Below are 21,045 nucleotides of genomic sequence, written 5' to 3'. Positions count from 1 at the left end.
CATTGTCGCTTTCGAGCCAGGCAGCAGCTTTGTCTTCCCGGAAAAAGAACTCCCTGCCCCTATGCCAAGCGCGTTCGACACGCTGAAGGGTGAGCCTGTTCCGATGGAGCAGTTTATGGCTCTGACCAAAATCCCGATTCTGATTATTTACGGCGATAACATACCGGATAAACCTGTCGCCATGCCCGCGCAGGACAGCTGGCGCGTACGCCTTGCAATGGCTCGGGAGTGGCGCGACGTGGTGAACAAGCATGGCGGTGATGTGACGGTGACGCATCTACCTGAAGTGGGAATCAAAGGGAATACCCACTTCCCGTTCTCTGATTTAAATAATGTGCAGATTGCTGATTTGGTTAGTCAATTTTTGAAGGAAAAAGATCTGCAATAGGGAAAGCTAGTATTGAGCCTTCATTCATGAAGGCTCAATACAAACATCAGTTTATCAAAAAAATAAAATGGGAACGTGACGGTCTGCTGTGAGCAAGGCGCGGAACCTGGCAATTATTTACACAACTAATGAAGTTATTACTAACATCACGGATGTATTAATTAACGGGGAGTAAGCCAGAGGTGAAGGACAGTAAAAATATGTAAAATCTTTATTTTTCTTCGTAGAAAGATGAAAGCATAGGGCCAAAAATACGGAGAAATATATGAACTTATCAATGCCTTGGAGTTTAGCTGGACGCCTTTTTAAGTGGATGTGGGATAAAATTACTCGATTATGTTTACTAAAGACCTATCAAAAATCTCACGAGTACAAAGCTAGTCGCCTTCGGTTAGGAGCGCGTTGGGAACCACTCGGCGAGTACCTAGAGTACTCGTTGCGCCTTTCTAGTTCTGCCGATCATGAAACAGTAAAATCCTGTATAGCTTTTCGGGCAAAAGATATTCTGGTAGAGAATATTAAACTTTATTTTGAAGCGTCTGGACATGGTATTCGTTACCAGCAGAAAATTGATTTGGTAAATCTGGACCAATCTGTCCTGATTGTTCACTTAGATCAAATTCCTCGGCAGGAGCTTGTGGAGGCTTCTGAGCGCGGTATATTTTTTTCGATTACCGAAACGCAGTTAACTCAATGCGTCATTACGTTAGCTGGGGGCCAACAACAGCAACCCTTTGATTCAATAAGGTCCCATCTAACATATAACTGGTTGCTAAATGACAAATGGGTGCGACGCTGGGGAGAGTTATGGAACTGTAATGCCATTGAGCATGCGAAAACCGAAATGAAGTCTTATTGGCGTTGGCGATTGGGAGAATTTAAACATTTTTCCCTTTACAGTGCTGGGCTCGGGCCTTATCCCTGGAATGGAATATTACGCAAAAGCCTATGCAAACTTTTGATCAACCACCATATTATCACAATACAGTTCTGGCTAGCGGTACATTCTGGACGGTATGTTCTTGGAGATGGAAAACTGAAGCTCAATCAGCGACGAATTAGAAAAGTGAAACCCAGCAAAGCTTCGAACCTTTGAGCTCAGTTGCATTTTTCATTCCGAGCCCCTGGGCGCTAGGGACTGACAACGATATTACCATGAAATGGCCTTCGCTGCAGAAACTGTCAGTCCTCCTGTAAGCACCTATAACGATTATATGGTGCTTTAACGCATCACTTTGTTCCAGTCGATTACATGGCCAGCAGCCTCGAGTTCTCGGGAAAGAGATTGCTTCCATCCATTATTATCATCCATCGGTTCCCAAACAACACCGGCGAAATCACTGGGTATTTCTACTGCCCCTTTTTTAAGGGCGCAGACTTTATCTCGTCCAAGGTGACCAATAAAAAAACCTAACTCCAGAAGCACATTTTGGCGTGCTCTGGGTTCAAGCGCACCACCTTTTACACACCCTTCATCATCAGGGGTAAGTAGGACAACCGCAAATCCCACGTTGCCGTATTCAATAACTTTCTCAATAACAGTTCGACCCCGATTAGCCTGTTCATGCAATATAATTGCTTCCAGACCAAGGCGTTCCAGAAAGCGAGCCACTTTTTCGCGGGAACCCTCATCGTGACCATGAACAATAAATACTTTCTTAGATAGAGGGGGAGTTAACATGGCCTGGGGAATTCCCTTCGATTGAATGTAGTTTTTGTAGTCCCGAATAAAGGGGATGATTAACTGACCGGTGAGCGCATGAATATTGCTGATGATTCTTTTACCAGAATAAAAGAAATTAATACTGAAGTGGACGGCATAGCTAGGATCGGCGCCTAATTTCCAGATTAAAAGTAGTGTTAGGCCTAGCTCTTTTCTGGGATCTTCTGGCCAGTCAAGAGTTGCACTTCCGACCATTGATCTCGCAGATTGTGCACTCTTTTCAAGAAAACTCTCTAAGTCAAGATCTGCAACTAATTCTTTATTATAAGGCTCAAGATCAGGATGTTTCAGAAGTTGAGCAAGTTTTTTTAAAGGACGTTCAAAGGTTTGTGCCTGTGAAGCCTGTAGGTCCAGAACGGCATTATTAATATCTGCAAATATATCTTTTGACATCAATTTTCCTCGTTATTTTTAATTCTGAACTTTGTAGCTTTTTGGATTAAATTTTCACGATATGCTTGCTTCATTTGCTCGGCCAATGGACCAATAATCGAATTGGATGAGTATTGAGAGACTCGTTCGTCAACTATTTGATTTATCTTTTGAATTGCATTTTCAATACTGGCTGGATCTTGTGGGTCAAAATGCACAGTACCTAAATTTCCATCCAACTCACTCAGTGCCAACTGGGCCACTTTCAACTCTTTTTGTAGCTTGTCTAAACCGGTAATTTTTAACATGGTTGCAACCTACTGTTTTATTGATAATTTAGAGGCATTGAAGATTATACCTCGGCCTGGAAAATTATTCACACTGGAGTGGTCGACAAAATGTGGTCACGACACGAGAAATTTCTAGAACAGCTAGAAGTCCCCTCCTGGCGCAAAGCCAATCCTTGGCCCTAAAAATTAATGAACACATCTAATAAACCCTAGCTAATTACCCCACCTAATCGAATAAATCACTTTGCGTTATGCTTTTCCTGGACAACAGCTGAAGGATAACGTCATGCAAACTGTAAAACTGAACAACGGTATTGAAATGCCCTTGCTGGGCTTTGGTGTCTTCCAGATGACAGATGCTGCTGAATGTGAAAGAGCTGTGATTGACGCCATCGATACGGGATACCGCCTGATCGATACCGCTGCGTCTTACCAGAATGAAACCCAGGTCGGAAACGCACTGAAACAGACCGGTATCGCGCGTAACGAACTCTTTGTAACAACCAAACTGTGGCTACAGGATACCCATTACGAAGGCGCTAAAGCCCAGTTCGAACGCTCCCTGAATCGTCTGCAACTTGATTACGTCGACCTGTATCTGATTCACCAGCCTTACGGCGATGTCCATGGGGCATGGCGTGCTATGGAAGAACTGCAACAGGCAGGCAAAATTCGCGCCATTGGTGTCAGCAATTTCCATCCTGACCGACTGGCCGACCTTATCGCCTTCAACAAGGTTGCCCCTGCGGTGAACCAGATTGAAGTTAACCCCTTCAACCAGCAGCTGCATGCCGTTCCATGGAATCAAAGCCATGGCATTCAGCCGGAAGCCTGGGCACCGTTTGCTGAGGGTAAAAATGGCCTGTTCCAGCACCCCGTGTTAACGGCAATTGGTCAGAAGTACGGCAAAAGCGTGGGCCAGGTTGTGCTGCGCTGGATCTTCCAGCGAGGCATCGTTTCGCTGGCGAAATCGGTGCGCAAAGAACGCATGGAAGAGAACATCAACATTCTCGATTTTGAACTCAGCTCTGAAGATATGCTGCAGATTGCCGCCCTCGACACTGCAACCAGCGCCTTCTTCTCTCACCGCGACCCGGCGATGGTGGAATGGCTGACCGGCCGCAAACTTGATGTTTAAGTCGCGATAATAGAGGTATTCACTCAATGCAAAAACGTTATCTGGGTAAATCCCGACTCGAAGTCTCCGCGCTTGGGCTCGGTTGCATGGGCTTAAGCCACGGCTACGGCCCGGCGACCGATACCCGACAGGCTATCGAGCTCATTCGCGCAGCGGTTGAACGTGGCGTCACCTTCTTCGATACCGCTGAAGTATATGGCCCCTTCCTCAATGAAGAAGTTGTCGGCGAAGCCTTAAAACCGTTTCGTGACCGCGTGGTCATCGCCACTAAGTTTGGTTTTACTTTTGGCGACGACAACAAGCAGCAGATTTTAAACAGCCGTCCGGAGCATATCCGTGAAGCTGTGGAAGGATCATTACACCGTCTTAAGACTGATGTCATTGACCTGCTGTATCAACACCGTGTCGATCCGGATGTCCCGATTGAAGATGTTGCGGGTACGGTAAAAGACCTGATAGCTGAAGGCAAAGTTAAACATTTCGGTCTGTCCGAAGCGGGTGCGCAAACCATTCGTCGTGCGCATGCCGTACAACCTGTCACGGCCCTACAAAGCGAATACTCAATGTGGTGGCGCGAGCCTGAGCAGGAGATCCTGCCGTTACTGGAGGAACTGGGTATTGGTTTTGTACCCTTCAGCCCATTAGGCAAAGGATTCCTGACGGGATCGATTAAGCCAGGAACCACTTTTGGCAAGGATGATTACCGCAGCACCGTGCCGCGTTTCGCCGGGCAGGCGATTGAAGCCAATGAAAAGCTGGTCTTATTGCTGGGTGAACTGGCGGCAGAGAAAGGCGTGACGTCTGCGCAAATTGCGCTGGCATGGCTGCTGGCACAAAAGCCGTGGATTGTTCCTATCCCTGGAACTACGAAACTGCACCGGCTGGAGGAAAACCTGGGGGCCGCCGACATCATCCTTTCTCAGGATGACTCGCGACAGATAACCCAGGCGCTTGAAACGATTAAAATCGTCGGCGAACGTTACTCTCCTGAGCACCAGGCTCGCGTAGGCCGTTAATACCCGGACGGGTCCGCTGCAATTGGCGGACCCGTTATTCCTGGTAGCGAAGTGCATCGATCATCAGCGCAAAAGCAGGCGGATGCTGCTTGCGGCTCGGGTAGTAGAGGTAATATCCGGGAAAAGATGGGCACCACTCCTGCAAAACCTGAATAAGCTCTCCTGACTTTATATAATCCTGCACCCTGTCTTCAGGTATGCAGGCGATGCCAAAACCGGATAACACCGCATCAATCCTTTCCGCCTGCAGATTAAAGGTTACCTGCCCCTCCACTCTGACCCGCAACGGTTTCCCTTCCTTCTCAAACTCCCAGTGGTAAAGTCCACCGGCTGTCGGCAGGCGCATATTGATGCACCGGTGATTTTGTAGTTCGTGCGGCGTTTCAGGTGCAGGATTTGCAGCGAAATAAGACGGTGCTCCCACTACGGCCATTCTCATGTCCGGCCCAATTCTTACCGCAATCATGTCCTTATCCACGCTTTCGCCCAAGCGGATCCCGGCATCAAAACGCCCCTCAACAATATCGACAAAGCCGTTATCAACCACCAGTTCGAGATTAATTTCCGGATATTCCCTGAGGAAGGGTTTTAGCTTCGGCCATACCAGACTTCGCGCGGCATGCTCCCCGGCTGATAAACGAATATTGCCAGAGGCGGTGCCGTTCATCTGAACCAACGATTCCAGCTCCTGCTCAAGATCGGCAATACGGGGTTCAAGGCAGGCAATAATTCTCTCACCGGCTTCCGTAGGGGCAACGCTTCGGGTCGTGCGGGTCAAGAGGCGGATATTTAGCCTTTCCTCCAGGGCCTTCATCGCGTGGCTGAGTGCAGACTGAGAAACGCCCAGTTTGCCCGCTGCTTTGGTAAAACTTCGCTCCCTCGCCACCACAAGAAAGATTTGCAGTTCGTTGAAATTTTCTTTGAGCATCGGCGATTTCCTTATGGAGGCATTCCCTTCATCGCACACTCATGAAGGGTGTTCATAGACACAATCATTTTAGCCCCATTACTGACATTAATGATAATTGATATTCTGACCGTATCGAAAATAAGTCTGAATTATCAGTAGGTTTATCATGAAAATACTCGTTGCAGGGGCGACAGGAAGTATTGGCCTTCATGTCGTCAATACCGCTATCAAAATGGGCCATCAGCCTGTAGCGCTGATCCGAAATAAGCGCAAAGTGAAATCGCTTCCTCGGGGAACAGATATTTTTTACGGCGATGTTTCATTGCCTGAAACACTCACCGAATTACCGAAAGATATCGATGCCATCATCTTCACTCTCGGTTCCGATGGTCAGGGTCGTATTGGTGCCAGGGCGATAGATTATGGCGGAGTGCGCAATATTTTACGAATATTCAGGGATGTATCTGTTCGTATCAGCCTGATGACCACGATTGGCGTGACTGAACGACTCAGCACCTGGAATCAACGCACTGAGGTTCATGACTGGAAAAGACGTGCCGAGCGTCTGGTCAGGGCCACTGGTCACCCCTATACCATCGTCAGGCCCGGCTGGTTTGATTACAACAATGATGATGAACACCGAATCGTTATGCTTCAGGGGGATCGTCGCCATACGGGAACACCGGAAGATGGTGTGATATCCCGGGAGCAAATCGCCCAGGTTCTGGTCAGTGCCCTGACCCACGACGAGGCAAAAAATAAAACGTTCGAGCTGGTGGCTGAACGAGGTGAAGCACAGCAGGATCTTACCCCACTGTTTGCAGACCTGCAGGCTGATGATCCACAAAAAAATGATGGGGTTCTGGACATAGACAATATGCCTCTGCGTGAAGAACCTGACTGCATTATTAACGAGCTGAATTTGTATTCAAAAAAACTAACCAATCGACAACCCTGACAATTTTGTCATATAGCGGTCAGTCTCATGACAGCTTAGGTCTGTATATTTGAATGCACATAGGTGGGCGAGTTCCCCTGATACGAGTCCAGTTTCAAACATAAATTTTAAAAGAGGTATTAGATATGAAATCACTACTTATTACTTCATTGGTCATGGGATTTATTACAGTGAATGCCGCATCTGCTGCTCAGGAAATTAACCATGCAGATGGGAAAGAAAAGCTCGGTGTAGTCTCAGCCAGCAATGCCTATACGCTTGAGGATTTATCGAATGCGCTCTCTCGTAAAGCTGATGAGCAAGGAGCAACATCATTCAAAATTCTGTCAACCACAGGGAATAACCGGCTGCACGGGGTTGCTGAAATCTATAAATAATCATTAGCATCGCGAACAGGATGTGTCACAGCCCTCTTAAAGTGAGCGTCGATTTATGTTCAGAACAGAAGGCATCATCGATGAGATAACTCAATGGATTGATTCAAACTTACACAAGCCGCTGAAGATAGAGGATGTTGCTGCGCGGGCAGGTTACTCCAAGTGGCATTTTCATGCGGATTAATAATTTGGTAAAATCAATACCACATTCTGGATAAAATAATTCCCGATAGCGAAAAAAGCACTAATTAGAATGGTTAAATTCATTATTATCATTGATTGTAAGAATGATTCCGAGTCCCAACTGAGAACATTAATGTTTTCCAATTGTTATATCCCAGTACCCCCAAAAAAAAATAGGAATAAAGGCTTTAAAGAATACAACACAAAAAATAAAAACTTCAAAAGCTTTTAATAATCGATTCAGCTCAAATTACTTTAACATTCTTTCCCTCACCTACCAGTGAGGGAAAGATATATTTACCAACATATACTTGAAACAAAAAAACAATACTGTCATGGACAATAAAAACAATTAATCACGAGCAATCCAATCATATGGAATCAACGCTGCACCACGCCATTCCTCAACTAAATGGATGTTCTCCAGATTACTCCAAACTTCTTCATTAGCATGGTCTAGTACAATAAACTGAAATATACCTTTAGTAGAAGATATAAATTTATTTAAAACTTTAAATACTTTACGAACAGCAACAATATCCTCGTTTTGCCATTCTGGCTCATTATTTTCGTTGTCTATAATTCCTGCTTGCCTTACAGGGAAATATACTTGACTTGGCTGGTCATAAATGAGCAAGCTTGGTACAGGATGCTGAGGATTTCTCGTAAACACCCATTGCAAAGCTAATGTTGTAGCAATATGGTAAGCTAACCAGTTTGCCCCACTACCAGTTTCCCAAAGATAATCATCTCGCTGCCCTCTACTAACTTTTACAGTTAAATCATTAATAATTAACCTGACAGGTGAGTCTGGCCACTCCCCATCTAGATGGGGTAACAATTTCCCAGTTGCTCGTTGAATTTTATCAAGCACTATATCAAGCTTACGTGAAATTTCTTTCTCCGATACTATTTTTAATAACTTATTCTGCTCTGACTGTAATTCTTTAATTTCACTTATTAATTTAGTTAACACATCTGTACTTTGATACAAGCGTAAAGCTTCTTCCAATCTACCAATAAAACGGGAGATCAATTCCCCTTGAGTATTATATTTTTTTACTTCTTCTGACTGTTTCTCTAACGCTCGTATTTCTTGCCTTATAGACGTTAATTCTTTCGTAAACTCATTTAATTGTGAGCGAAGATGTAAAGTTTCTTTATCCAAAGAATGGTTAACCTGTGGATAGGAACGTAACTGCAATTCAATACCTTCAAGTGCAAGACAAAGCTGCCTAATTTTTTCTGAACTTCGTACTTCACTTAACGGCTCAATTATTTTAGCTTTAGCATGTTGTTCACGAATCCATGTGGATAAACTAAGACGTTCTCTTTTTACTTCAAGAGCTTTTTTATACAAATCACTACTATCGTTAAGTCTCTCAATTTCTATAAGCTGGCTTCTAATCTTATTAATTTGTGTAATATTATTTGTTTCTCTTTCTCTCAACTTCTTTAATTCAGTGATAACGTATTGTGTTGAACTTAAAGAAGGCTGAGTAATTTTAATATCCTTTTCAAGGATTGACTTCAAAAGTTTTAAAGTTGCAGGCCACTCGTCAGGAATAGACTGTTCTACGGGTAAAAGCCCGTATTCAATAGCAAGTGACAACCAAATCCGACTTTCTCGTTGCCAGGCATCTCCTGAGGCTTTACGTGTTTTAAGTTCTGTTTCTTTACGACGTAATTGGCGAGTAACTCTATCTAATTCATGTCTTGCCTGAAGAACCAAGGGGCTAATAGCCCCCAATACATACGGAAATATAGTCTTAAGTTTTTCTCTATGCTCTGTAGTGTCTGCTTTAAAGAATAAAACATCTGGATTTGCTATTATATTTTGTGGCTGAAAAATAAATGCCATTAAGTCACGAAAACTTGGACGACTGCGAAAATTATCATGTCCAGTTGGTTCAAATGCTAAATCTGATAAACCTGCCAAACGATCCAAGATTCCTTTCACATGTGTCATTGTACTATTTTTCTGAGGAGCTAATGAAGGTATAATTATTCCATCACCTTCTTCTATATACATTTCACTAGTCCCTTGCTGATTACCAGGTTCTTTACGTGCCAGTAATTTTGGACCTTCAGCCGTATCAATCAGTATACCAAACCATGAACATGATTCTCGAATGACACCAACTGGAATGGCACACTTATCAGAACATAGACAATAATCAATAATAGGGATAACAGCCGACTTACCTGTTTTTGATGCACCGCTGATAATATTAACTTTTCCGGGTTCAAATTTTACAACCCGTGGTTGTTGATTTGTTTTAGGCCAAAGTATCAATTTTCTTATTTGGAAATACATCAGAAATCCACCATCAATGTTTTCGCAATTTGTTGATCCGAAACTTCAGAGAACCAGAATGCTAATTTATCACAGCAAGCATGAATTTTTTTCAACTCGTCAGAGAGCAATGGTAAATCAACCTCTGAACCATCACATCTAACCCTTAATGTGGCTGTTTTAACGTCAATTTCTATTAATCCAGCGTCTTCAGCAACACTTAAAGATTCAAATGTAAGTGATCGCAACTGAAGCGTTCTTTCATGAATAGTAAATATTGCTTCCTTTTTTTTCTGTATTTTCCCTGCAAAGAGATGTATACCTGAGGCCTTTTGGGTGCTACAAATTAGTGTAACAGTAGCTTTATGTAAAATAAGCGGTAAAACAAGAAAACTGATAGTAATAGTTGGAGACTCCTTCTTGTATTGTTGATAATACCGACAAAATACCCATAAAAAAAAGGCTCCCAAAGCACTATTTTGTACTAAAGCTGCATCATTCAGCTCGGGCGTTCTCAGTTCGATTCTCACTATTCATCCTTATCGAGAAGCTCTATATAATTCGGATGCCATCCTAAACGGAGATCGTCAGCCAGAAGATTGAAACCTCCATTAGTAAAATATTCAGGGACTATCTTATTATCGAAGGATACTTTTGTAGCAGAACAACGGCTATAAATAACTTTACCTCTGCTTATTTCAGTCTTGTCGGAGTGGCAAACCTCAATATCATCGCATATTGCATCGTACTGTCTTAATAATGAATTATGCCATTCAGAAATATTTTGCTCAAAAATTAGTCCATTTTCGGCCCACATGGTTATGTTAGCGTCCGTCTTTAATAGATCACTGACAGCCCTAAGCTGACGATCTTGACGAAGTTCTATCAGTTTTAGCTGTTTTATAAACGTGGGGGCCCGTTTGAGCAATGCTTCAGCATCAGAATTATTAATTTCTGTACTGAGTGGCTGAAGGTATCCAGGAATATTATTTTTCTGTACAAAATTTATAAACACCCTTCTAAATTCCTGCACAGATATAACTGCATTTTGTTTATTACGGATAAGTCCATCCGCTTTTTCTTTTGCCATTCCTATCGCATACCGGCAAGTTAGTTCAATTACTTCTTCTGCAATTGTAGGTTTTAAACACTTACGAATTGAATCAAGCGGATCTATTCTGTCATTCTCTATAACTAAATTTGCAATTATTGCTTTTTGTTGTTCTTGTGTAGCATTAAGAAACCGAGAAATATATTTCATACATGCAGGTTCTGATTTTAATTTTTTCAGTTCACTCTGCAAAAAAAACATTAATTTTTTAATATCGTCATCATTTTTGGAATTATGAAATAGCGAACAAATTGTACCTATATTTTTTGCAGGTGTAACATAGTAGCGAAAACTTACTTTGCTAAGACATATATCATTTACTGTCACTATGTCGATCCAGTTAGAAATTGTCTTCCAGAAATCCTCCGACCAGTCTGATAAAGGGTTATGTGTTAAAGCACTTTTAGTCTGCTCCAATATAATCCGGCCATCAGGATAATGTACGGCTACGTCGTCAAGATACTCGAGCGATACACATGCATCATCAGAACAGTTGAGAAGATGGTAGCAGAGGCGAACAGGTTGAAGCGCAAATCCCAAATATTGGCCAGGCGCGCTGGACTTTGGTTGGGAGGATTTTCCTATACTCATTCGGCTTGCTACCTTGCAGTTCTGGTTCAGGATATAATCTGAACAACATGAAAATTATGGATAATTTTGAAGAAAGTATAAAAAATACGCAAGCATAATTCCATACTAAATCTAATGTTGAACGCGACATCGTGAAGAACATCACGACGAATCATATCTGCATATCATGCATTATGCGGTTTGCTTTATAGCTTCCTTAGCAACCGTCACATTGCAGAATGCTTAGAAGGAACAATCTAGCTCAATACCGCTCCTTTGTATTAGCCTGCAACTTAACGGCTACTTTTCTTTCAAACATACTTTCAATACATTCCCCGTACCACTGCATCATCTTCCTCCTTCCTTCCAGATATAAAGCATGGTTGTACGTCCCACGAATCGCGTTCTTATCGACATGCGCAAGCTGGGTTTCAATCCACGCCGTATTGAACCCTTCTTCATGCAAAATCGTACTCATCGTGTGGCGGAAACCATGCCCCATCACCCTCCCCGTATATCCAATCCGCTTGAACACCTGATTTATACTCGCTTCGCTCATCGTTTTACGGGGGTCATTCCTTCCAGGAAACACCAGAGGATATTGCCCAGACATCACTTTGAGCTGCTGTACGATCTCTAGCGCTTGGGTAGAGAGGGGCACCAAGTGAGGCCGTTTCATCTTCATACGCTCTGCAGGTATTTCCCACACCGCTTTTTCAAGATCAAACTCACTCCAGAAAGCACCTCGAAGCTCACCGGTGCGAACTCCCGTAAGGATCAGCAGATGAGCGGCAAGAACAACTAACGGGCTTCCTGTATAGCCTGCGAGAGCTTTAAAGAAGTCTGGTAGCTCCTCAACGGTAAGGAAGGGATAATGCTTTGATTCATGTCCTGACATCGCGCTGGTTAGATCTGCCGCAGGATTGTATTCCGCGCGGCCGGTAACGATGGCATAACGAAAAACTTCGCTGCAGCGCTGGCGAACCTTCTTGGCCTTCTCTGTTGCGCCACGGCTTTCCATTCGACGCAGCACATTCAGCAGAACCAAAGGCTTGATGTCATTCACCGGCAGTTGGCCAATATAAGGGAAAATATCTTTATTGAAGGCTTCGATAATGTCGGAGGCATAGCCTTCTGACCACCGGCTCACCTTCGTTCCGTGCCATTCAAGCGCCACAGCCTGAAACGTGTTGTTGAGCTGCACATCGCGAACCAGCTTTTCTTCTTTCTTAGCGAAAGACGGATCGATGCCCTCAGCCAGCTTTTTCTTGGCTTCATCACGTAGTGCCCTCGCTTGTGCAAGGGACACTGCTGGATAGACACCAAAAGCCATACGCTTCTCTTTTCCATTGAAGCGATACTTCATCCGCCAGTATCTGGAACCAGAGGGAACAACCTCAAGATACAAACCAGCACCATCTGCCAGCTTGTAGGCCTTCTCTCTGGGTTTAGCGGCGTCTACCTGTCGTGCATTTAGCTTCATTGGGGGCATCTCCCTGGACCGAACACAGAATGCCCCCACTTATGCCCCCAACTGTAACTTGATTTCGGTTGAGCACAGTTGATAACAGGAGATAAGATACGGGCCAGAAACCGCAGTATACGGGCTTTTAGTTGATTTCGGTAGACCTGGGAAGAGCTTGAAATGGTGCCGATAATAGGAGTCGAACCTACGACCTTCGCATTACGAATGCGCTGCTCTACCAACTGAGCTATATCGGCCCTGAGAGACCGGTTACGAGCGTAACCACGGGGCAAAAGAGTAGATCTAACCGGGTGATGCGTCAATGCCCTTTTGAATCAAACGGCTATTTTTGCATCACCCGAGATTATTTACGCACGAATGGTATCATCACCGAAGCCGATCCACTTGTAGGTGGTCAGCGCTTCCAGCCCCATCGGACCGCGGGCATGCAGCTTCTGAGTGCTCACAGCCACCTCCGCGCCAAGACCAAACTGGCCGCCGTCGGTGAAGCGCGTCGAGGCATTCACGTAAACCGCAGACGAATCCACTTCATTCACAAAACGATCGGCATTGCGCAGGGTGCGCGTCAGGATCGCATCAGAATGCTGGGTTCCGTGTTCACGAATGTGCGCAATAGCATCATCGAGATCCGCAACTACCTTCACGTTCAGATCCAGCGACAAATACTCATCGTCGTACTGCTCCGCGTTAACCGAAACGACCTTCGCCGGACCGTCTTTCAGCAGGGCGAGAGCCTTCTCGTCCGCATGCAGCGTAACGCCACTTTCCGCCATCTGCTTGCTCAGCGCTGGCAGGAAGGTACTGGCGATGCCCTGATGCACCAGCAGCGTTTCCACCGTATTACAGGTGCTTGGACGCTGAGTTTTAGCGTTGACGATAATCTTCAGTGCAGGTTCGATCTCCGCGGTGTCATCCACCACGATATGGCATACGCCGATACCGCCGGTAATGACCGGAATGGTGGAATGCTCACGGCACAGCTTGTGCAGGCCCGCGCCGCCGCGTGGGATGAGCATGTCGATGTGTTTGTCCATGCGCAGCATCTCGTTGACCAGCGCGCGGTCAGGGCTTTCAATCGCCTGCACGGCAGCCGCCGGTAAGCCGCACTCTTCCAGCGCCTGCTGAATGACGTTTACCGTCGCGGCGTTGGTGCGCCAGGTCTCTTTCCCGCCACGCAGGATAGCGGCGTTACCGGTTTTCAGGCACAGGGAGGCGACATCCACCGTCACGTTTGGACGCGCTTCGTAAATCACACCGATGACGCCGAGTGGCACACGACGACGCTCAAGGCGTAACCCGCTGTCGAGCACCCCACCGTCAATCACCTGCCCTACCGGGTCGGCGAGGTTGCACACCTGACGGACGTCATCGGCGATACCTTTCAGACGCGCCGGGGTCAATGCCAGACGGTCGAGCATCGCTTCGCTCAAGCCGTTGCGACGCGCTTCCAGCAGATCCTGCTCGTTGGCGAGCAAAATTTCCTGCGACTGGGATTCCAGATAATCAGCGATTTTTTCCAGCACGCGGTTTTTCTCGCGGCTAGAAAGGAGCGCCAGTTTATACGAGGCGGCTTTCGCAGCTGCGCCCATTTGTTCCAGCATGTTCTGGCTCCTTAACGAATAATCATGTCGTCGCGATGCACGGCAACCGGGCCATATTCATAGCCCAGGATGGCGTCGATCTGCTGGGAATGGTGGCCAGCAATCCGACGCAGCGCGTCGCTGTTATAACGGCTTACGCCATGAGCGATGTCGCGACCTTCAAGGTTACGGATTCGGATCACTTCACCACGCGAGAAGTTGCCTGTCACGCTTTTAATTCCTTTTGGAAGCAACGAGCTTCCTCTTTCCAGAATAGCGGCGGTCGCGCCTTCATCCACGGTCAATTCACCAGCCGGGGGCGCGCCAAAGATCCAGCGTTTGCGGTTTTCCAGCGGGGACGCCTGGGCGTGGAAGCGTGTGCCCACAGAGATGCCTTCCATCACATCACCTATCACGCCCGGACGGCTGCCCGCGGCAATGATGGTGTCGATACCGGCCCGGCACGCCACGTCCGCAGCCTGGAGCTTGGTGCCCATACCGCCTGTCCCAAGACCAGAAACGCTGTCTCCCGCAATGGCACGCAGCGCATCGTCAATGCCGTGAACGTCTTTGATCAGTTCTGCCTGTGGATTGGAACGCGGGTCAGCGGTAAACAGCCCCTGCTGATCGGTCAGAAGCAGCAGCTTATCGGCCCCTGCCAGGATCGCCGCCAGCGCAGAGAGGTTATCGTTGTCGCCTACTTTGATTTCAGCGGTGGCAACAGCGTCGTTTTCGTTGATGACCGGAACGATATGGTTATCCAGCAGCGCGCGCAGCGTATCGCGGGCGTTCAGGAAACGTTCTCTGTCTTCCATATCCGCACGCGTCAGCAGCATCTGCCCGACGTGAATGCCATAAATTGAGAACATTTGTTCCCAGAGCTGTATGAGTCGGCTTTGTCCTACGGCGGCCAGCAGCTGTTTGGAGGCGATCGTCGCGGGGAGTTCGGGGTAGCCCAGGTGTTCACGCCCGGCGGCAATCGCCCCGGAGGTCACAATCACAATACGATGCCCTGCGGCATGCAACTGAGCGCACTGACGTACAAGCTCAACGATATGGGCACGATTAAGGCGGCGCGATCCGCCTGTTAACACACTGGTACCGAGTTTTACCACCAGCGTCTGGCTGTCACTCATGATTCTCTGCCGTTCAACAATAAGGGAAAATGATGTCAGTCAGACGTTTTAACAGGTGTCAGCCCCGTTGCCAACTGCCTTAGCACATCACCCGTCACTTTGTTGCGCGGGATCAGGAAGCGTAGCGGCAGATTTTGACAATTTTATTACCGAAAAATTAAAACATACTTTTTTAGACATATTCTTACTTTGTCATAAAACGTTCACCCACTAACGATAAAACCCTTCCTGTTTTTCACGGGGTAATAAGTTGAATCTTATTGCTCAGCGAATATTAGCGCGTTTTTATAAAATCAGGATTGAAAATGAAAAAGAGCACTCTGGCATTAGTGGTAATGGGCGTAGTTGCATCCACATCTGTTCACGCAGCAGAAGTTTATAATAAAAACGGTAATAAACTGGACGTGTACGGCAAAGTAAAAGCAATGCACTACCTCAGTGATGATGACGCGAAGGATGGTGACCAGACTTACGTTCGTTTTGGCTTTAAGGGTGAAACGCAGATTAACGATCAGCTGACGGGCTACGGACGTTGGGAAGCAGAGTTCGCGGGTAACAAAGCAGAAAGCGACTCTTCTCAAAAAACGCGCCTGGCATTTGCGGGTATTAAACTGAAAGATTTTGGTTCTTTTGATTACGGTCGTAACCTGGGTGCGCTGTATGACGTCGCCGCATACACCGATATGTTCCCGGAGTTCGGCGGTGACGGCCTGGCGCAGACCGATAACTTCATGACGAAACGCGCTTCCGGTCTGGCCACATACCGTAATACCGATTTCTTTGGCATGGTTGACGGTCTTAATATGACCCTGCAATATCAGGGTAAAAATGAAAACCGCGACGTGAAGAAGCAAAACGGTGACGGCTTCGGTACCTCCCTGAGCTATGACTTCGGCGGCAGCGATTTCTCTGTGATTGGTGCGTATGCCAGCTCCGATCGCACCAATGAGCAAAACCTTCAGGCACGCGGCGAAGGTAAAAAAGCAGAAGGCTGGGCGACCGGTCTGAAATATGATGCCAACGATATATATCTGGCCACTCTCTATTCTGAAACCCGCAATATGGCCCCTATTTCCGGTGGCTTTGCAAATAAAGCGCAAAACTTCGAAGTGGTTGCGCAATATCAGTTTGACTTTGGTCTGCGCCCATCTCTGGGTTACGTGCAGTCTAAAGGCAAAGATATCGAAGGCATCGGCGATGAAGATATCGTGAAATACATCGATGTAGGTGCGACCTATTATTTCAACAAAAACATGTCTGCGTTTGTTGATTATAAAATCAACCAGATCGATGACGATAATAAACTGGGCGTAAGCAGCGATGATATCGTTGCGCTGGGCATGACCTACCAGTTCTGATGTTGTGGTAATAAAAAAACCGGCGCTGAGCCGGTTTTTTTGTGCCCGGTGACGCTGTGCTTACCGGACCTGGGGAGTAATACGTTTTTAGGCCGGGTAAGGCGTAGCCGCCACCCGGCGCTGTGACATCATCAGGCTCTCAGTTTCACCGCTTCGCTGGAAAAATCGTCCGCAGGCTCCAGCTTCAGATCCAGCGTTGCCAGCAGGTCGCGAGCTCTGCCGTGAAATTCTTTTAGCGTATGCTCCAGGCGATCGATCACTTCCTGATCTTTGATGCTCGTCGCCTGCCAGTGCCCGTCTTTATTAAACAGGCCAAACTGATAGCTATAGGTAAAACGGTTTTCCTGTGCTTCCATTTCCATCCACCAGCCCCAGAACTCACGTTTTTCGGGTGCAGGCTTCACGTTGACGCAAACAGCCAGGCAGTCGAAAAAAAAGCGATTCTCTTCACACTGCTCTTCTCGAATATACGGGCCAAGAGCCATGAACTTCTTAATCAGTCTACTTTTCGGGTGTCCACTCGGTAACGTCATTGCGATCTCCTTTTGTGAAGCACTGTTTTACCAAACCAACGAAATTTAGCAAACTATTAACACAATCTCTGCGTGATCCAGCGTGTGATCTCTTTAAGCGCTTTGTCAAAATTTTGGTACACCGGGCTGAAGGGTACCTCCAGCAATTTGCCATCCGAAGATGACGAGGTGATTAAGCGTGACTCCTCTTCCGGGCTAAATGGATCGTTCTTCCAGAAACCGGACATCATCGGGGTTGGGCAACGGCGGCCCAGCAAGCCCTGCGTTTTTAATGAATACCGATTAAGTTCAATGCGCAACGCTTCATCTGAAGCATCATGCATGCCAAGTCGGCTCGCCAGCACGTCCAGATACATTTCAGGAACGCTACCCTGACGCGCAGGCTCGCTTAGCAGTGCATGCACTACCGGACCAAGACAGGCGACGGCCTTCAGGCGGGAAGATTCAAGGTAGGCCAGCCGTACCGCGACGTTAGCGCCAAAGCGGAAGCCAAACGCACCTACCCGGGTATGGTCAACCCAGGGGATATTCTCCAGCGCTTTTAATGCATGCTGGTGCAGCAGGCTGGAGTCTTGCGTAAGTTTCCATTTGGATGAAAAACCAATTGATGGCATATCGAGCGTCAGCATGGCGATCCCGTTTGGGGCAAAGTAGCGCTCATACAGGCTGTAATAATCAATTTGTAACGAATCCAGGCCGCCGCACATCAGAACCGTCGGGAACGGGCCTTCCCCCTCCGGCATATGCAGGAATCCAGTCACCGGGCTACCGCCGGGAATGGCGAACTCAATTTCACGCATCCGGCCAGGCAGCCGCTGGGCGGCCTCTTCATAAGCCCGGTTTGCCAGCGCCTGGGCCTGCTCCGCCAGTTCGTCTCCTTTCAGATGCGGGTATGCAGCGATGCTGTAAAGGTTTGCCGCATGCAGCCAGTGTTTGCCGCTGAGAGTGGCATCGTCTTCCTGGCTCGCTTTTTGCTGCCAGAGCATGGCCTGCTTTGACCATTCGTAGATCCAGTTCCCGCCACGGTAGCCCACCACCGTGTCGTAGAGATCGCTGTCGGTGCGCTCAGACTCGCTCATCACGATACGCGCCTGCACGTCGAGGATTTCGCGCGGGTCGATACCGCGCCAGATCCACATCAGGCGATTAATCATGCGGTACCAGTGGGGCACGTTTTTACCATCTAACGCTGACTGTACAGCAGGCATGGTCCCCGGATTAAACCGACGCACCAGCGTCGAGGTTTCAGGGTGCTTGAAACGGGGTTTGAAAAGAGTTTCGGTGAGATTCGCCTGCGCCATTGCGTTGCCTCCATGGATACATCACTTGGAGACCATTGTAACGCGTGACAGGCCAAAAAGAACAACGCCCGGCATAACCGGGCGTGTAAAGTTACGTACTGAAATTAACGGCCAGAGATAGGCGGTACGAAGACCACGCCCATATCCCATGGCTGTTCAATCCAGGTATCCTGTGGGATATCAATGACGTAATCATCAACCAGGGGACGACCCGCTGGTTTCGCGAAGATAGTGACGAAGTGCGCTTTTGGATACATTTCGCGGATAGCCACAGCGGTACCGCCGGTGTCCACCAGATCGTCGATAACGATAAAGCCTTCACCGTCGCCTTCCGCGCGCTTCAGCACTTTCAGCTCACGCTGGTTATCGTGGTCATAGCTGGAGATACATACGGTATCGACATGACGAATACCCAGCTCACGTGCCAGCAGCGCCCCCGGTACCAGACCGCCACGGCTGACGGCAATAATGCCTTTCCACTGTTCGGAAGGCATCAGACGCGCAGCCAGTTTGCGTGCGTGAATCTGCAACATGTCCCAGGTGACGACGTATTTTTCGCTCATGTGAAGTGTCCCAGCCTGTTTATATACGGCTTAAAAAAATGAGGGTGAACCAGGTTGCGCGAGATTATAGAGATCTGAAGCACTAAAAACCAGTGTTACGCGCCATGAGCCTGAGTTTTTACATGCTTAATGCTACCAGCCACGGGAGAAAGTGGTATTCTCAGATGCATCTCGCAAGCCCGTCTTGTGGTAACGATTAACCTGCTAACCCAGTGACCTGCAACATTGTTTTGCAGCGCAACGACAAGGAGACCTATCGTGTCTGAACTGTCTCAATTATCTCCACAGCCGCTGTGGGATATTTTTGCCAAAATCTGCTCCATTCCGCACCCTTCCTATCACGAAGAACAGCTTGCCGAACATATTATGGGCTGGGCAAAGGAAAAAGGTCTGCACGCTGAGCGCGACCAGGTTGGCAATATTCTCATCCGCAAACCTGCCACCGCAGGTATGGAAAACCGTAAGCCAGTGGTATTGCAGGCGCACCTGGACATGGTTCCGCAGAAAAACAACGACACCGTTCACGACTTCACAAAAGACCCGATTCAGCCGTACATCGACGGTGAGTGGGTGAAGGCGCGCGGCACGACCCTGGGCGCAGATAACGGTATTGGTATGGCTTCCGCGCTGGCCGTGCTGGCTGACGACAGCGTTGAACACGGTCCGCTGGAAGTGCTGCTGACCATGACTGAAGAAGCGGGCATGGATGGCGCGTTCGGTCTCCAGGCAAACTGGCTGCAAGCGGACATTCTGATCAACACCGATTCCGAAGAAGAAGGTGAGATCTACATGGGCTGCGCGGGCGGGATCGATTTCATCTCTACCCTGCCGCTGTCCCGCGAAGCGATTCCTGCCGGTTTCGAGACCTTTAAGCTGACGCTGAAAGGGCTGAAAGGCGGTCACTCCGGCGGTGATATTCACCTGGGCCTGGGCAACGCCAACAAACTGCTGGCGCGTTTCCTGGCGGGCCATGCCGCTGAACTGGATCTGCGTCTGGTGGACTTCAACGGTGGCACTCTGCGTAACGCGATCCCTCGCGAAGCCTTCGCGACCGTGGCGGTGCCTGCGGCGAAAGCGGAAGAGCTGAAAAAACTCTCCAGCCTGTATCTGGATATCCTGAAAAACGAGCTGTCTGAGAAAGAGAAAAACCTGACGGTGGTACTGGAGTCCGTTACAACGGATAAAGCATCGCTGACCACTCAGTCTCGTGACACGTTCGTCCAGTTGCTGAACGCAACGCCAAACGGCGTGATCCGCAATTCTGACGTTGCAAAAGGCGTGGTTGAAACCTCCCTGAACGTGGGCGTAGTGACCATGGGCGACGACAGCGCAGAGATCATTTGCCTGATCCGTTCCCTGATCGACAGCGGTAAAGAGTACGTTGTGAGCATGCTGGAATCTCTGGGTACCCTGGCGGGCGCGAAAACGTCTGCAAAAGGCAGCTACCCTGGCTGGCAGCCGGATGCAAGTTCTCCGGTCATGGCACTGGTGCGTGAAACTTATCAGAGACTGTTCAACAGCACCCCGAACATTCAGGTTATTCACGCGGGTCTGGAATGTGGTCTGTTCAAGAAACCGTATCCGGATATGGACATGGTCTCCATCGGGCCGACCATTACGGGGCCACACTCCCCGGATGAGCAGGTTCACATTGAAAGTGTCGGTCACTACTGGACGCTGCTGACTGAGCTGCTGAAAGCAATCCCTGTTAAGTAATAAGCCGTTTGATGCCCGGTGGCGCTTCGCTTACCGGGCA

General features: G+C 47.8%; 19 protein-coding genes, 1 tRNA gene and 2 pseudogenes. 9 read left to right on the top strand and 13 right to left on the bottom strand.

Annotation, left to right across the window (positions count from 1 at the left end; all coding sequences use genetic code 11):
* Window positions 1-388: pseudogene (locus HP459_RS03190) on the top strand (alpha/beta hydrolase); the annotation flags it as partial.
* A gap of 265 nt (window positions 389-653) precedes the next feature.
* Entirely contained in the window at window positions 654-1,484 is an 831-nt protein-coding gene (locus tag HP459_RS03185; RefSeq protein ID WP_154850574.1) for a hypothetical protein, read from the top strand.
* 126 nt (window positions 1,485-1,610) lie between these two features.
* Here HP459_RS03185 and HP459_RS03180 read toward each other — a convergent pair whose 3' ends face one another.
* Complete coding sequence (locus HP459_RS03180) at window positions 1,611-2,504, bottom strand: TIR domain-containing protein (RefSeq protein ID WP_063149367.1); 894 nt, start codon at window positions 2,502-2,504, stop codon at window positions 1,611-1,613.
* The gene (locus tag HP459_RS03175) at window positions 2,504-2,791 is read right to left on the bottom strand and encodes a hypothetical protein (protein ID WP_042934169.1); all 288 of its coding nucleotides are present in this window, start codon (window positions 2,789-2,791) and stop codon (window positions 2,504-2,506) included. The genes HP459_RS03180 and HP459_RS03175 overlap by 1 nt, the downstream gene beginning before the upstream one ends.
* Window positions 2,792-3,059: 268 nt before the next feature.
* Between HP459_RS03175 and HP459_RS03170 the strand changes: the two genes are divergently transcribed.
* Window positions 3,060-3,911: an aldo/keto reductase gene (locus HP459_RS03170; RefSeq protein WP_063149366.1), complete on the top strand. Its 852-nt coding sequence runs from the start codon at window positions 3,060-3,062 to the stop codon at window positions 3,909-3,911.
* Window positions 3,912-3,937: 26 nt separating this feature from the next.
* Window positions 3,938-4,927 (top strand): aldo/keto reductase, encoded by a 990-nt coding sequence (locus tag HP459_RS03165; RefSeq protein WP_171935931.1) that lies wholly within the window; start codon window positions 3,938-3,940, stop codon window positions 4,925-4,927.
* A gap of 34 nt (window positions 4,928-4,961) precedes the next feature.
* Here HP459_RS03165 and HP459_RS03160 read toward each other — a convergent pair whose 3' ends face one another.
* Window positions 4,962-5,855 (bottom strand): LysR family transcriptional regulator, encoded by an 894-nt coding sequence (locus HP459_RS03160; protein ID WP_063149364.1) that lies wholly within the window; start codon window positions 5,853-5,855, stop codon window positions 4,962-4,964.
* A gap of 148 nt (window positions 5,856-6,003) precedes the next feature.
* Between HP459_RS03160 and HP459_RS03155 the strand changes: the two genes are divergently transcribed.
* The 3 genes and pseudogenes from HP459_RS03155 to HP459_RS23470 all read left to right on the top strand — a co-directional run.
* Complete coding sequence (locus tag HP459_RS03155; protein WP_063146715.1) at window positions 6,004-6,795, top strand: SDR family oxidoreductase; 792 nt, start codon at window positions 6,004-6,006, stop codon at window positions 6,793-6,795.
* A 125-nt stretch (window positions 6,796-6,920) separates the two neighbouring features.
* Entirely contained in the window at window positions 6,921-7,172 is a 252-nt protein-coding gene (locus HP459_RS03150; protein ID WP_154850576.1) for a DUF1471 domain-containing protein, read from the top strand.
* Window positions 7,173-7,227: 55 nt separating this feature from the next.
* Window positions 7,228-7,341, top strand: a pseudogene (locus tag HP459_RS23470) (DNA-binding transcriptional regulator RamA); the annotation flags it as partial.
* A gap of 366 nt (window positions 7,342-7,707) precedes the next feature.
* On the opposite strand, the gene HP459_RS03145 reads toward HP459_RS23470, so the two are convergent.
* The 7 genes from HP459_RS03145 to proB form a co-directional block, all read right to left on the bottom strand.
* Window positions 7,708-9,672 (bottom strand): DUF3732 domain-containing protein, encoded by a 1,965-nt coding sequence (locus HP459_RS03145; RefSeq protein ID WP_063146717.1) that lies wholly within the window; start codon window positions 9,670-9,672, stop codon window positions 7,708-7,710.
* The gene (locus HP459_RS03140) at window positions 9,672-10,181 is read right to left on the bottom strand and encodes a three component ABC system middle component (protein WP_058668608.1); all 510 of its coding nucleotides are present in this window, start codon (window positions 10,179-10,181) and stop codon (window positions 9,672-9,674) included. Before HP459_RS03140 ends, HP459_RS03145 begins: the two co-directional genes overlap by 1 nt.
* On the bottom strand, window positions 10,181-11,353 hold the full coding sequence (locus tag HP459_RS03135) for an ABC-three component system protein (RefSeq protein WP_171935930.1): 1,173 nt from the start codon (window positions 11,351-11,353) through the stop codon (window positions 10,181-10,183). Before HP459_RS03135 ends, HP459_RS03140 begins: the two co-directional genes overlap by 1 nt.
* 241 nt (window positions 11,354-11,594) lie before the next feature.
* On the bottom strand, window positions 11,595-12,815 hold the full coding sequence (locus tag HP459_RS03130; protein ID WP_171935929.1) for an integrase arm-type DNA-binding domain-containing protein: 1,221 nt from the start codon (window positions 12,813-12,815) through the stop codon (window positions 11,595-11,597).
* 163 nt (window positions 12,816-12,978) lie between these two features.
* Window positions 12,979-13,054 (bottom strand) — tRNA-Thr (locus tag HP459_RS03125).
* A 111-nt stretch (window positions 13,055-13,165) separates the two neighbouring features.
* Entirely contained in the window at window positions 13,166-14,419 is a 1,254-nt protein-coding gene (gene proA, locus HP459_RS03120) for a glutamate-5-semialdehyde dehydrogenase (protein ID WP_058645997.1), read from the bottom strand.
* An 11-nt stretch (window positions 14,420-14,430) separates the two neighbouring features.
* Window positions 14,431-15,534: a glutamate 5-kinase gene (gene proB, locus HP459_RS03115; protein ID WP_171935928.1), complete on the bottom strand. Its 1,104-nt coding sequence runs from the start codon at window positions 15,532-15,534 to the stop codon at window positions 14,431-14,433.
* Between the two features lie 305 nt (window positions 15,535-15,839).
* Here proB and phoE point away from each other — a divergent pair, with 305 nt between their 5' ends.
* A complete protein-coding gene (gene phoE / locus HP459_RS03110) occupies window positions 15,840-16,892 on the top strand; it encodes a phosphoporin PhoE (protein ID WP_022647150.1) in 1,053 nt (350 codons plus the stop codon).
* Between the two features lie 131 nt (window positions 16,893-17,023).
* Here phoE and crl read toward each other — a convergent pair whose 3' ends face one another.
* From crl to gpt, 3 genes are all read right to left on the bottom strand, one after another.
* Window positions 17,024-17,425, bottom strand: coding sequence for a sigma factor-binding protein Crl (gene crl, locus HP459_RS03105; protein WP_022647149.1), 402 nt, complete (start codon window positions 17,423-17,425; stop codon window positions 17,024-17,026).
* Between the two features lie 56 nt (window positions 17,426-17,481).
* On the bottom strand, window positions 17,482-18,726 hold the full coding sequence (gene frsA, locus HP459_RS03100) for an esterase FrsA (protein ID WP_171935927.1): 1,245 nt from the start codon (window positions 18,724-18,726) through the stop codon (window positions 17,482-17,484).
* Window positions 18,727-18,830: 104 nt separating this feature from the next.
* Window positions 18,831-19,289, bottom strand: a complete 459-nt coding sequence (gene gpt / locus HP459_RS03095) for a xanthine phosphoribosyltransferase (RefSeq protein ID WP_003863205.1) — start codon at window positions 19,287-19,289, stop codon at window positions 18,831-18,833.
* A 258-nt stretch (window positions 19,290-19,547) separates the two neighbouring features.
* On the opposite strand from gpt, the gene pepD reads away from it, so the two are divergent.
* Window positions 19,548-21,005 carry a cytosol nonspecific dipeptidase gene (gene pepD / locus HP459_RS03090; protein ID WP_171935926.1) on the top strand — a complete coding sequence of 486 codons (1,458 nt, stop codon included), beginning with the start codon at window positions 19,548-19,550 and terminating at the stop codon, window positions 21,003-21,005.
* The last annotated feature ends 40 nt before the right edge of the window (window positions 21,006-21,045 follow it).

It is taken from the genome of Enterobacter sp. CM29 (assembly GCF_013179605.1).
Lineage (GTDB): Bacteria > Pseudomonadota > Gammaproteobacteria > Enterobacterales > Enterobacteriaceae > Enterobacter > Enterobacter intestinihominis.
The sequence above is the reverse complement of the archived record's forward strand: the minus strand, read 5'-3'. Positions and strand labels throughout refer to the sequence as shown.